This window comes from Bifidobacterium indicum (genome assembly GCF_036987015.1).
Taxonomy (GTDB): Bacteria; Actinomycetota; Actinomycetes; order Actinomycetales; family Bifidobacteriaceae; genus Bombiscardovia; species Bombiscardovia indica.
In genome coordinates this window covers 231,867-244,701 of the sequence record NZ_BTXM01000001.1, presented here as the reverse complement: position 1 = coordinate 244,701, position 12,835 = coordinate 231,867, and the positions used below count along the sequence as shown (strand labels likewise).

Genomic DNA, 12,835 nt, shown 5'->3' with positions numbered 1-12,835 from the left:
GGAAGCTTTCTGCTCCCCGGATTGGGGGAGCAGGATCGAATTGGACTTGAGAAAGTCCTCGGCCGAAATCATGGGATCATGCAGCCTGAGCCGTCATTGGGGCACTCTTGGCAGCGTCCGCTGATGTTCCCGAGCCGGGGGCGGCAGGAGACCCGGCATTGCCCTGTATGGACCTGTCCTTGTCTCCGGACTGGGAACCGTGATCGTCCTTGGACTCGGGCATGAGTCCGAAGGCTGCCTTGACCTTGTCTTCGATCTCCTTGGTCAGACCGGGGTTGTCCTTCAGGAACTGACGGACATTCTCTCGACCCTGACCCAACTGGTCACCCTCATAGGTGAACCAGGATCCGGACTTCTTGATGATATTGGTCTCCAGGGCCATGTCGAGGACCGACCCCTCCTTGGAGATGCCCTCACCGTATAGGATGTCAAATTCGGCAATCTTGAAGGGCGGGGCCATCTTGTTCTTGACAACCTTGACCTTGGTCCTGTTGCCGACAGCCTCGTCCCCGTTCTTCAGGGTCTGAATACGACGGATGTCGAGACGGACCGAAGAGTAGAACTTCAGGGCCTTACCACCGGTGGTGGTCTCCGGGCTGCCGAAGAAGACACCGATCTTTTCCCTGAGCTGGTTGATGAAGATTGCCGTGGTGTTGGCCTGGGCCAGGGCGCCGGTCATCTTGCGCAGGGCCTGGCTCATCAGCCTGGCCTGGAGACCGACATGGCTGTCTCCCATGTCGCCCTCGATCTCGGCCTTGGGCACCAGGGCGGCCACCGAGTCGACGACGATGACATCCAAGGCACCTGAACGAATCAGCATATCCGCGATCTCCAGGGCCTGCTCACCATTGTCGGGCTGGGAGACGATCAGTGAGTCGGTATCGACGCCCAGCTTCCGGGCGTACTCCGGGTCCAGGGCATGCTCGGCATCGATGAATGCCGCCACTCCCCCATTGGCCTGAGCATTGGCCACCGCGTGCAGGGCCAGGGTGGTCTTACCCGAGGATTCGGGACCATAGATCTCAACGATGCGGCCGCGGGGCAGACCGCCGATACCCAGGGCCATGTCCAAGGCCAGGGAGCCGGTGGGAATGACCTCGACATCCTGTGCCGGCCTGTCTCCCAGCCGCATGGCCGAACCCTTGCCGAAGTTCTTCTCAACCTGCGCAAGGGCAGTGTTCAAGGCGGCCTGACGACGGGGATCGATCCCGTCCTTCTCTTCTTCCTTCTTCGCCTTGCCACTGCTGCTCTGTCGTGCCATATGGCTCTCCTTTTCCCAAAACGACCTTACGAACCTCAGGCTATCCGCCCTCCGCCCTCCAGGGCAACAGTCCGATCAATGTGGTCGGACGTCAGAAGACACCCGAATCATCTGAGGAATAGTATATCCTGCGATACGAACAAATGTTCGAAACCCTTCTCAGGGAGTGAATCCCCTTCATGGCGACTCCACCACCCGTCAACCCTGCCGCAGGCGATACAACCGATTGACCAGGCCGGAGCAGGCCCCAAATCAGGCAGCAGGCATGGGCGGGGCATTGTGGTCCTTGCCCCACCGCCGGGAATCGGGAATCTCCATCTGATCGCAGAGGACGTTCCATACCACGCGGGGTTCCACGCCCGTGTCAAGGGCCTCCACCACCGTCATGGAATCCAACTTGTTCAGCCGCTGGTCCCGGGCCAGGCTCCGCCCATAGACACGCCCGAAGACCTCTTCCAAGAGCTGCCAGAACTCCCGTTCGCGCACAAGCAATCACCTCCGCTTCAGCTTTCTGCCAAGCCCAGCACCAACCAAGACGCATAGGAAAGGCGTCCGGACTATACGAACCGGACGCCTTTCCTGCACCACATACTTGAGAACCATCTTCCTCAGCAACCGACCTGCGGTCTACATCCCAAACCGAAAGCCATGCAGATGGGGTCAGGAAACCAGGATGAAGAAATCCGAAGGATTACTCCTGGGTCGACTCCAGATAGTCGGCGACCATGCGCAGTGTCTGGGGAACACCCAGTCCCAGGGCATCGGCGATCGAGCTGAGCAGCTCGGAGCTGGCTTCCTTCTGACCGCGCTCCACCTCGGACAGGTAGCCCAGGGATACGCCGGCCTTCTCGCTGACCTCGCGCAGGGTCTTGTGATCACCGGTACGGAGCTCGCGCAGGACATGCCCCAGTGCCTCACGCAGGGAAACCCTATGGGGAGAAACCGCCTGGGTCTCCTTGGTCGAGGAGGCACGCTGCCTGCCCGCCTCCATGCCGTCTTCCTCCATCCACATCTTATTCAGGCTGGCCTGCCGCTCTTCCTTGGCTTTCTTGGCAGCCCTGGCCTTGACCACCTGCTGCTGGGCGAAGACCACAGCACGGCGCTGGGCGGGGGTCAGATCGCGCACACGGGCATTGCGCTCCGCCACCGGTGCGGTCGGCTTGACCTCATACCTTGTGTCGTTTCGAGTCATCACGGTCTCGGTGCTGGCCATTGCAGCCCCTTTCGCCATTTCTTGCTTCCTGTATTCCATTACATAGTGACCAACAGGGATAAAGATGGATTATTCCAGCGGAGGAACCGGAAGGGAGTGTTTGTGACCAAGGTCACGTATAGAGCTGGAGGGTCCTGTCCAACCGGTCGAGCACCTGCATGACGGTCCCCCGCCTGACCTCTTCCCGGTCACCATCGAGATGGAGCTCGTATGAAAAGGTCCGGTAATCATCCACCAGTTCCCGATGCATGGCCGTCGGCTTGACCAGACGCCTGGGCAGGGCGAATCCGATATACACCAGGCCTGCGGGGTCGTCGCCGTCAGGCCCCGGGCCTGCCACTCCGGTGGTCGACATGCCGATCACCCTGCCCTCGCAGTCATACCGGGAGTAGAGGCGGGCCGTGCCCAGAGCCATCTCCTCGGCCACTCGGGGGTGGACCGCCCCATGGATCCTGAGCAGGTCGTGGTTGACCTTCAGGACCGATGCCTTGGCCGCGATATCGTAGGTGACCGACGACCCCAGGAAGACGTCCGAGGCCCCGGGGATCCTGACGAAGGCATCGGCCAGGAGCCCACCGGTCAGGGATTCGGCCGCAGCCAGGTAGTAGCGGGAATCACGGCAGACATCCATGGCCCTGCTGGCGAAATCGTCACATCGCTGCTGCATGTCTGTTGTCATTGGTCACCTCGTCACTCCCCGTAAGAAGGCGGGCAGACCGGGCCATGCCAGACGGGGAATCTGCCCCCACTATACCCCCGGGCGAACCGTCAGGAGCGGGAGGAGGTTGCCTTTGGGCCAACGCCATAGACCCCGACGAGGTACTCCCCACCCGAATAGAGGCAGAGGACCAGAGCCAGGATGATGACCGCCTGGGTAAGGGGCAGGTACCCTGACCAGTAGGACCCCAGGGGGACCATCAGCATCCCCAGACCGAAGCATTGCAGGAGGGTCTTGTACTTGCCGGCCCTGGAGGCGGCGATGACCATTCCTTTCTTGTTGATGACCATGACCCTGAGCAGGGTGATGCCGATCTCGCGAATCAGGAAGAGGACGGTGATCCACCACCGGACCTCGTGGTGAAGGGAGGCGACGATCAGGGCCGAGCAGATCAGAAGCTTGTCGGCTATGGGATCCATAAGCTTGCCCAGCTCGGTCACCTGGTTGTAGCGGCGGGCCATCCAGCCGTCCAGCTTGTCGGTCGAGGCGGCAATGATGAAGAGGATGGCCGCGGTCCAGCGTAGCCCCATATTGTCATGGCCCCAGTCTCCTGCCATGACATCAAGGACGATGAAGACGATGACCAGCAGAATCCGGGTATAGGTGACCAGGTTGGGTGGACTGTTCCACCCGTCGAGAAGCGAGCGCTTCCCACCGGAGGTCGTAGACTCGGCATGCTCCTGCATTACCACTCCTTATTCACAGCTTCTTCCGTGCATCCCAATCCCGCGCTGTAGTGCCATACTAACGGTAGTCCACACCATGCCTGACCGGACCGGAGTTCAGCCATCCGCTTGCCCATCCCCGTCAGGTTCGGACCGGGCCGGACCAATGGTGGACCGGTCACCCCTGATGAAGGCAAGGGCCTCCTGGAGCTGGGAGGGTTGAATCAGCACCTCCCTGGCCTTGGACCCCTCGGACGGTCCGACGATGCCCCTTGACTCGAGGAGATCCATGAGCCGACCGGCCCTGGCGAAGCCCACGCGGAGCTTGCGCTGGAGCATGGAGGTGGATCCGAACTGGGTGGTCACCACCAGCTCAGCCGCCTGGAGGAGCTCGTCCATGTCGTCACCGATCTCCTCCTGGATCTCGTTCTTCTTCTCAGCCGTGTCGGCCATCTGCTCGATGTCCTCACGGTAGTGGGGCTTGCGCTGGGTCCGTACGTAGTCCACCGCCTTGCGGATCTCGGACTCGGAGACCCAGGCCCCCTGCACACGGGTGGGCTTGGCCTGACCCATGGGCAGGAAGAGGGCATCGCCCTGGCCAATCAGGGTCTCGGCCCCGGTGGCATCCAGGATGACCCTGGAATCAGTGGAGGAGGAGGTGGCGAAGGCCAGCCGGGAGGGGATGTTGGCCTTGATCAGGCCGGTCACCACATCGACCGAGGGGCGCTGGGTGGCCAGGATCAGGTGGACACCGGCCGCACGGGCCAACTGGGTGATGCGCTGGATTGAGCTTTCCACATCGTTCTTGGCGACCATCATCAGGTCGGCCATCTCGTCGACCACCACGACCAGGTAGGGGTAGGGAGCCACCTTCCGGTTGGACCCGGCCGGGGCATGGACCTTGCCCTCACGGACGGCCTTGTTGAAGTCCTTGACATGACGGAATCCGAAGAACTGGAGATCGTCATAGCGGGCGTCCATCTCCTTGACCACCCACTCCAGGGCCTGGGCTGCCTTCTTGGGGTCGGTGATGATCGGGGTCAGGAGGTGGGGGATGCCCGCGTAGGCGCTGAGCTCGACCCGCTTGGGATCCACCATGATCAGACGGACCTGCTCCGGTGTGGCCCGCATGATCAGGGAGACCAGCATGGAGTTGATGAAGCTGGACTTGCCCGAACCGGTGGCACCCGCCACCAGGAGGTGGGGCATCTTGGTCAGGTCGGCAGTGACGTAGTGACCCTCCACGTCCTTGCCGACGGCCGTCATCATCGGATTGTCATCGCTCCGGGCCTGGTCCGAACGCAGGACGTCGCCCAGGTGGACGATTTCACGGTCCACGTTGGGGATCTCGATACCGATGGCCGATTTGCCGGGAATCGGTGAGAGGATACGCACATCCGAACTGGCCACGGCGTAGGCGATATTGCGCTGGAGATTGGTGACCTTCTCGACCTTGACCCCGGGTCCCAGCTCCACCTCGTACTGGGTGACCGAGGGGCCACGCAGGAAACCGACCACCTTGGCGTCTATGTCGAACTGACGGAAGGTGGTTTGAAGGGCCCTGATGACGTTCTCGTTGGCCTGGGTCCGGGTCGCATGGGGCTTGCCCCTGGACAGGAGATCCGCGCTGGGCAGGACATAAGGAAGGGACTCGTCAACCGGTACGTCCGGACGGTCCGATTCAGCAGGAGAATCGTCCCTGTCGGTAGCGGCAGGCGACTCCACCTGGCCCATCCGAACGGTGTCCGCTGCGGCCGCAGCGGCGGCCCAGGGGTCGGATGCCCCCACCCCGGACAGGGCTGCGGGACTTACCGGCATCTGCCCGGTGGCGGGATCCTGGCCGGCATCACCCTCGTCTCCCGCAGGATCCGCCCCAGAACCGAACCCTCCGGACAAGGGCAGATCATCTGCAGTGGACCCATCCACATCAGGAGAGGAACCATAGGGATCCACCGGGGAGTTGGGCAGGTTGGCCGCGTGGTCAAAGGGATCATCCGCCTCATAATGCTCCAGGCGGTCATCGTCCTTATCCGCACCCCTCCGGTGGAAGAGTCGCTGGAACCAGTTTCCTTTGGAGGGCTCGGCGGGGGCGGCCTCCTCCTGGCCATCCCCCTCGTGGGTGGGAACACCCGGAGCCAGATCAAGGGTGCCGTCCTCCAATCGCACCTCGTTGGGGAAGACCCCGGTCTGCACATCATCCGGCTTCGCTCCCCCGCCTTTGCTGAAGAGGGCGCGGAACCAGTCGAAGATGTCCCGGACGTGAATCCGGAAAATCAGCATCAGGGCGAAGAGGGCCACGATGACGAAAAGAATGACCGCAAAGGCCTTGGAAAGACCCCATGCCAACGGCGAACCCAGAGCGAACCCCAGGAGGCCACCGGAACCGCTGACCGCCTGGAAATCAAATCCGCCCTGATCCGACACCATGATGGCGTCCATGATCGAACAGACCGACCAGAGGAGGATGAAGAGGCCGCCGATGACGTGGGTGTTCCCGGATTCATGACCGGCATACCGTACCAGCCTATAGGCCACGATCAGGAGGACCACGGGCAGGATGATGCTGCACAGACCCAGGGCCCCGGAGGCCACGATATGCAGGCCGCGCCCCAGGAACCCGTCGACCCGGAACCACTCACTGGCACAGAACAATACGGCGACAATGACCAGGATGAAGCAGATCCCATCCTTGCGGTAGGCCGGATCGTACTCATCACCCGTCTGTCCGCGGATCAGGGAGCCGATTCCCCTGGGCAGGGCAAGCAGGACCTGGTGCCAGAGGGCTTCCTGGGGTTGGTTCGACCCCGAGGACCGGCCGCCCTTCCTGGCGTCTCCGGACTTCGATAAGCCGGGTCGGCCCTTCCTGTCTGTGTCTTGCTTTTGTGTCATAACGTCTTTCAGACTACCCAAGGCTCCACCCCGGCGCAGTCGGTATGGCCAGCGTCCACAAAGAATTCAGACTGGGCGTCCGGTGGCGCCACCCGGCCGCCGGTACTAGCATCAATGACATGACACCTGCCGAACGCGAGAGCTCAATCGCCTTCGCCCGCCGCAACCTCCTGATCGACGGACTGGAGCCAAGCGCCCGGGCCATGGGGTTGGCTGCCGCCTATTCGGCCGGGGACATCGATGAAGATGCCCTGATCAAGCGGCTGGATGCGGGGGACGAAGCACCACGAGCATTGAAAAATGAACGAACTGCAGACTTGCCGACCGATGCGGTCTTCGTCAGGACGGTCCTGGTCTGCCGGCATCCGTGGACGGCCAGCAGCGATCTGGATGAACTCCGGGCCATCCACATCCGCCTGTTCGGGGGCCTTGGGCCCTGGGCCGGCCGGCTACGGACGGCCGACCAGATCTCTTCTTCATCCAAGGGGTACTTTCCCCCTGCACTCCTGAACCAGGGGGCGGCCAGTATCGGCAGCGGCCTGGCCTCCGAACGGAACCTTACCAGCCTGGACAGGCCCGACTTTCGCGACAGGCTGGCCTATTACTATGACGAACTGGGTTTTCTCCACCCATTCGACCGAGGCAATGCCATGACCCTGCGCATCTTCGCATCCCGTCTGGCCCATGATGCCGGCTGGGACCTGGACTGGGGCACGGTGGACCGCCACGCCTACCAGGAGGCCACCCACCGGGCATATCTGGGCGACCTGTCTGGGCTCATGGCCCTTTTCGCCGCCATCATCAGACCGGTCAATCCGACCAGGATCTTCCTGATCGCCGGATGGGACCAGGGTCCGGCCCACTGATTCATGAGGCTGCCCCCCTCGACCCGTCCCGTCCAACCGGGAAATCAGCGACTCGGTCAGCCCACGGCACCGGTGAATCGCCACAACAGGACCGGAACCGGTTCTGCACCATTGGAAAACAATGCCCCTGCCGGACGCGAAGCACGCAGACCGGCAGGGGCGATGAACGGGTGGTGAGTCAGATCTCACTGACCTTGAGCAGGGACTTGATGGCCTTGCGCTGGTCCATGGCCCGATAGGCATCGCGGATGTGGTTCAGGTCGAAGCTGGCCGTGAAGACGCGGCCCGGGTTGATCTTTTCATCCAGGACCTGGTCCAGGAGACCGTTCACGTCGTAGGTGTGGACGGTGGCGGATCCTCCGCGGACGCCGATGTTGTGGTAGAAGGTCTCCAGAGCGGGAATGGTCACGTCGTGGGGAACCCCGACCCTGCCCACAATGGCACCCGGACGGGCCATGGCGAAGGCGCTCTCGTTGGCCTCCTGGGAACCGACGCACTCCAGGATGGCATCGGCACCGTATCCACCGGTCAGGTCCATGACGGCCTGCACACCCTCATCGCCCCGTTCGGGGATGATGTCGGTGGCCCCGAAGGCCTTGGCCAGCTCCTGCCTATCCTGGTGGCGGCTCATGGCCACCACCCGCTCGGCCCCGCGCAGCTTGGCGGACAGGACCCCACACAGGCCCACGGCCCCGTCGCCGATGACCACGGCGGTGTCACCCTGCTTCACTTCGGCGCTGACCGCAGCATGGTAGCCGGTGGCCATTACGTCGGACAGGGTCAGGAGGGAGTCCAGCATCCCCTCGGAGAAGTCCCGGGCACGCTCCACCCCACCAGGCACGACCACCAGGGTTCCGTTGGCTTGGGGCACGCGCAAGTACTCGGCCTGGGCACCCATACCCGGTGCGCCGCCGAAGAAGCCCCCGTTGGGGCAGCCGGACTCAAAACCGGCCTTGCAGACCGGGCAGTGGCCACAGCTGAAGGGGAAGGGGACGATGACGAAATCACCCTCCTTGGCTACGCTCACCTGGTTTCCCACCTCTTCGACCAGACCGATGGCCTCGTGACCGATCGTGCTGCCCGGTGCCATGTCGGTCAACCCGCGGTAGTACCAGAGGTCAGATCCGCAGACGCAGGCACGCACCACGCGAACCACCGCATCGGTGGGTTCCTGAATCTCCGGCCTGGGCACATCCTTGACCACCAGGCCGTCCGCACCCGTTCCCTCGAAAATCACTGCCTTCATGACTGCCTGCTCCTGTCTGCCGACTTCCTGTCAGCCTGCCTGCCTGTGTTGATCCTGTTGACTGCGCTGGACCGGGCCGCCTCGATGATGGAGGACCCCCGGTCGAGAATCTGTGCCGCACCACGCTCATCATGGTCGCGGACGTGCTGCCAGTAGTGGACCTTGACCTCCACATACCGACGCTGTGCCTGAAGGCGTTCGATCTCCACATCCAGACGGCGACCCTGCTCCGCCATGAGCTCCATCTGCCGCCCGGCCCGTTCGGCACCCTGGCTGCGGTTGGCCAGGTACTCCTTCATGTTCTCCAGGGACATGCCGGTGGCACTCAGGCAGGAAACGGTCAGCAGGAGGTCGATGTCCCGGTCGCTGTAGGACCGATGTCCGCTGGACGGGTCCCTGGCAATGGGTGGGATGATGCCGATGGACTCGTAGTATCTGAGCGTGGACTCCGGAAGGCCGGTCATGAGCGAGGCCTGGCGGATGGTATGCCAGCGAGTGGGCCCCTCCTGGTCGGACTGGGCGTGCCCTGCCTGGGGTTCGACTTCCGTGATGCTTGTCATACCCGTTACCCTAAGAACTTCGAGTACTTGAAGTCAACACGGGTGTCGGATGGATTCCTCCCCCAGAGAACCCAGAGGATGCCTGGTGCCGGGAAGACCCGCATCCCGGTCGGCCTCCAGATCGGCACGGTCGAAGTCGCCCTGGTCGGCCCGGTCCACCAAGGCCAGGGCCTGAGCGATCAGGTCGGGGGCCAGGGCATCCAGCCAGTGGATTCTAGGGTCACGCCCGAACCACCCCATCTGCTTACGGGCCAGTCGCTTGGTCTTCTGGGCGATCAGGACAAACGCCTGATCCTCATCGATGCGCCCGTCCAGGTAATCCTCGATCTGCGGGTATCCCAGCGCCCGGGCGGCCGTGGTGCCCAGATGCCCACGAAGATGGCTGACCTCATCGACCAGGCCCTTGCGGCGCATTTCCTCGGTCCTCCGATCAATGCGCTCGTCCAGTTCCCTCCTGGGCAGGTCCAGACCTATCTGAACAGCCGGCAGGAGGTAACGGTACCGGGGCAGACTGGCGGAATAAGGACGGCCTGTGATCTCCATGACCTCCAGGGCCCGCACCGTGCGCCGGACATTCCTTGGATCCATTCTGGCGGCCGCCTGGGGATCTTTCTCCTCAAGCTCCTTGAAGAGCAGACCCGGCCCCTCCTCCGCTGCGCGATTCTCCAGCCTAACCCGCACCGCCCGGTCAGTCCCGGGGAAAGAGAGGTCATCGATGACGGCTCGGGTGTACAGACCCGACCCGCCGACCAGGATGGGCCTGACCCCCCGCCCACGCAGATCACCTATCAGGGCCCGGGCCATCTCCTGGAACCGGGCCACACTCATGGCATCCCAAGGGTCGATCACGTCAATCAGATGATGGGGAACAGCGGCCCGTTCCCGGGCCGTGGGCTTGGCCGTGCCCACATCCATTCCCCGGTACATCTGGTAGGCATCGGCATTGATGATCTCGACCTGCTCGCCGCGCTCACGCAGGGCCAGGGCCAGGGCCACCCCCAGGCCGGTCTTGCCCGAAGCGGTCGGGCCGACGATGGAGACGATCCGCCGCCGGGTGGATACCTCCGCCTTATCTGACCTCATAGACCTGGCCGGCTTCCGGGTCGGGATCGGCAATCAGATAGTGAGGCCCGCAGTCCGTAACCGTACAGGTGACCAGGTCGCCCACCTTCGGTTCCGACAGACCCCGGGGCCGGCCGATATGGACCAGGACGCCGGTCCGTTCACGCCCGGTCAGGCGATGCGTGGTCCGGTCGTGCCTGCCATGACCTCCCTCGACCAGGACCTCCACCTGCCTGCCGACAAAGCCCTGCATCTGCTCCTGGGTGATGGACTCCTGAAGGGCCTGGAGACGCTCGAATCTGTCCTGGACAACCTCCTTGGGCAGCTGCTCCAGCCCGGCCGCCGGGGTGCCCGGCCTGGGCGAGTATTCGAAGATGAAGGCCGATGAGAACCGGGCCTCCTCGACCACAGACATGGTCTCCTGGAAGTCCTCCTCGCTCTCCCCGGGGAAGCCGACGATGACATCGGTGCTGATCTGGGCATCGGGCATGGCCCGGCGCACCTTGTCCAGGACGGAGAGGAAGCGTTGGGACCGGTAGGAACGCCTCATGGCCCGCAGGATCCGGTCGGAACCGGACTGCAGGGGCATGTGCAACTGGTGCATGACATTGGGCGTCTGGGCCATGGCGAGAATCACATCATCGGTGAAGGCGGCCGGATGGGGCGAGGTGAACCTGACCCGCTCCAGGCCTTCGATCTGCCCGCAGGCCCTGAGCAGTTTGGAGAAGGCGAACCTGTCTCCCACCGACCACCCGTAGGAGTTTACGTTCTGACCCAGGAGGGTGACCTGGCGGGCTCCCCCATCGACGCAACGCCGGATCTCCTCCAGGATGTCGCCCATGGACCGGTCACGCTCCCTGCCACGCACGGCAGGGACGATGCAGAAGGTGCAGGTGTTGTTGCATCCCACCGAGATGGAGACCCAGGCCTGCGAGCGCGAGGCACGGACCGTGGGCAACTGGCTGGGGAAGACCGTCAGGTCGTCCGCGACCTCCACCTGGGGCCGTTCGGTGGCCTCGGCCTGGTCGAGCAGCTTGGGCAGGGAACCGATGTTCTTGGTGCCGAAGACCGCATCCACCCAGGGAGCCGTACGGGTGATCCGGTCGCGGTCCTTCTGGGCCATGCACCCTCCCACGGCGATGCGGGTGTCGGGCTTGTGCTGCTTGAAGCGATGCCATCGCCCGATGGTTCCATACATCCGTTGGGTGGCGTTGTCACGAACGGCGCAGGTATTGAGGACCATCACGTCCACCTCGCGACGCTCGATCTGCTCGTGGCTGGCCGGCCGGTATCCCTGGGCCTCCAGGACCCCGGCAATGCGCTCGGAGTCATGCTCGTTCATCTGGCATCCCAGGGTGTGCACGTAATAGACGCCCCGGTCCGCCACCGCCCTGTCAGCCACCCTGGCGGGTCCCACGCCCTGTCCTGTCTTCATAAGCCCGATTGTATCCACAGGCTACGTCCAGGAAGCCATCGCAGCATGTGCGTACCATGGTGGTGTGTCTGATGAAGGACGGCCTGGGAGGTTTGTGTGATACTTGACCGGAACAACACCATGAGTGCATCCGAGATGAGACAACGGCTTGCGGACCTGGATGAGCAAAACCGCCCCAGCCTGGACAAGGACGAGATCGTCGAATTCGTCAACCTCATGCAGACATATGAGGGGGCCATGTATGAGATTTCGACCAAGTTGGACGTTCTGGACACCGAATTCCAGGTCAGGTTCAGCCACAATCCCATCCACCACATGGAACGCCGCCTGAAGAGCGTGGACTCCCTGGTCGGCAAGCTCCGCCGCAAGGATCTGCCCGTATCGATCGAGTCGGTCCGGGACCATATCTTCGACGTGGCCGGGGTCAGGGTCATCTGCAACTACCGCGATGACGTATATTCGGTCTCCCGCTATCTGTCGGACCAGTCCGATATCCAGGTGCTCAGGGTCAAGGACTACATCCGCAACCCCAAGCAGAACGGATACCGCTCCCTCCACGTGATCTACGCCGTGCCTGTCTTCCTGACCTCCGGCCCCCATTACACCCCTGTCGAGGTGCAGTTCAGAACCATCGCCATGGATTACTGGGCCTCCCTGGAACATCAGCTCCGCTACAAATCGAACCTGCCCGACAACCGTCTGGCGGAGCACTCCCAGACCCTGCTTGACTGCGCACGGTCCCTGCAGAACATCGAGGTGCAGATGCAGTCCATCCACCGCGACATCTCGGGGTCGCCCCAGGAGCAGGAATCGGATGACGCCGCCATCCGGGCCGCCAAGTCCAACCTGGCCAACGGTTCCGACATGCGAATCGGCGGCCGTCTTCAGGATTCCGCCGAACGCTGATCCTGAAGACGGAA

General features: G+C 63.1%; 12 protein-coding genes. 2 read left to right on the top strand and 10 right to left on the bottom strand.

Annotated elements, in window-relative coordinates; genetic code table 11:
- Positions 1 to 76: 76 nt before the first annotated feature.
- The 6 genes from recA to AACP59_RS00925 form a co-directional block, all read right to left on the bottom strand.
- Positions 77 to 1,261, bottom strand: a complete 1,185-nt coding sequence (recA, locus tag AACP59_RS00950) for a recombinase RecA (protein ID WP_297317196.1) — start codon at positions 1,259 to 1,261, stop codon at positions 77 to 79.
- 252 nt (positions 1,262 to 1,513) lie between these two features.
- The gene (locus AACP59_RS00945) at positions 1,514 to 1,747 is read right to left on the bottom strand and encodes a DUF3046 domain-containing protein (RefSeq protein WP_297317197.1); all 234 of its coding nucleotides are present in this window, start codon (positions 1,745 to 1,747) and stop codon (positions 1,514 to 1,516) included.
- Between the two features lie 205 nt (positions 1,748 to 1,952).
- Positions 1,953 to 2,474 carry a helix-turn-helix domain-containing protein gene (locus tag AACP59_RS00940; protein ID WP_370465933.1) on the bottom strand — a complete coding sequence of 174 codons (522 nt, stop codon included), beginning with the start codon at positions 2,472 to 2,474 and terminating at the stop codon, positions 1,953 to 1,955.
- 112 nt (positions 2,475 to 2,586) lie between these two features.
- Complete coding sequence (locus tag AACP59_RS00935; RefSeq protein WP_297317208.1) at positions 2,587 to 3,141, bottom strand: CinA family protein; 555 nt, start codon at positions 3,139 to 3,141, stop codon at positions 2,587 to 2,589.
- A gap of 101 nt (positions 3,142 to 3,242) precedes the next feature.
- Entirely contained in the window at positions 3,243 to 3,878 is a 636-nt protein-coding gene (pgsA, locus tag AACP59_RS00930; protein ID WP_339349413.1) for a CDP-diacylglycerol--glycerol-3-phosphate 3-phosphatidyltransferase, read from the bottom strand.
- A gap of 96 nt (positions 3,879 to 3,974) precedes the next feature.
- Positions 3,975 to 6,746: an FtsK/SpoIIIE family DNA translocase gene (locus AACP59_RS00925; protein ID WP_339349412.1), complete on the bottom strand. Its 2,772-nt coding sequence runs from the start codon at positions 6,744 to 6,746 to the stop codon at positions 3,975 to 3,977.
- A gap of 119 nt (positions 6,747 to 6,865) precedes the next feature.
- On the opposite strand from AACP59_RS00925, the gene AACP59_RS00920 reads away from it, so the two are divergent.
- Complete coding sequence (locus AACP59_RS00920) at positions 6,866 to 7,612, top strand: Fic family protein (RefSeq protein WP_339349410.1); 747 nt, start codon at positions 6,866 to 6,868, stop codon at positions 7,610 to 7,612.
- A gap of 178 nt (positions 7,613 to 7,790) precedes the next feature.
- On the opposite strand, the gene AACP59_RS00915 is transcribed toward AACP59_RS00920, so the two are convergent.
- From AACP59_RS00915 to miaB, 4 genes are read right to left on the bottom strand one after another with little or no spacing between them, the layout of a single operon-like run.
- Positions 7,791 to 8,858 carry a zinc-binding dehydrogenase gene (locus AACP59_RS00915; protein ID WP_297317201.1) on the bottom strand — a complete coding sequence of 356 codons (1,068 nt, stop codon included), beginning with the start codon at positions 8,856 to 8,858 and terminating at the stop codon, positions 7,791 to 7,793.
- Positions 8,855 to 9,418, bottom strand: coding sequence for a MerR family transcriptional regulator (locus tag AACP59_RS00910; protein WP_297317202.1), 564 nt, complete (start codon positions 9,416 to 9,418; stop codon positions 8,855 to 8,857). Before AACP59_RS00910 ends, AACP59_RS00915 begins: the two co-directional genes overlap by 4 nt.
- 33 nt (positions 9,419 to 9,451) lie before the next feature.
- A complete protein-coding gene (gene miaA, locus AACP59_RS00905) occupies positions 9,452 to 10,501 on the bottom strand; it encodes a tRNA (adenosine(37)-N6)-dimethylallyltransferase MiaA (protein WP_339349406.1) in 1,050 nt (349 codons plus the stop codon).
- Complete coding sequence (miaB, locus tag AACP59_RS00900) at positions 10,488 to 11,915, bottom strand: tRNA (N6-isopentenyl adenosine(37)-C2)-methylthiotransferase MiaB (RefSeq protein ID WP_339349405.1); 1,428 nt, start codon at positions 11,913 to 11,915, stop codon at positions 10,488 to 10,490. Before miaB ends, miaA begins: the two co-directional genes overlap by 14 nt.
- Before the next feature lie 96 nt (positions 11,916 to 12,011).
- Here miaB and AACP59_RS00895 point away from each other — a divergent pair, with 96 nt between their 5' ends.
- Complete coding sequence (locus tag AACP59_RS00895) at positions 12,012 to 12,821, top strand: GTP pyrophosphokinase (RefSeq protein WP_502260901.1); 810 nt, start codon at positions 12,012 to 12,014, stop codon at positions 12,819 to 12,821.
- The last annotated feature ends 14 nt before the right edge of the window (positions 12,822 to 12,835 follow it).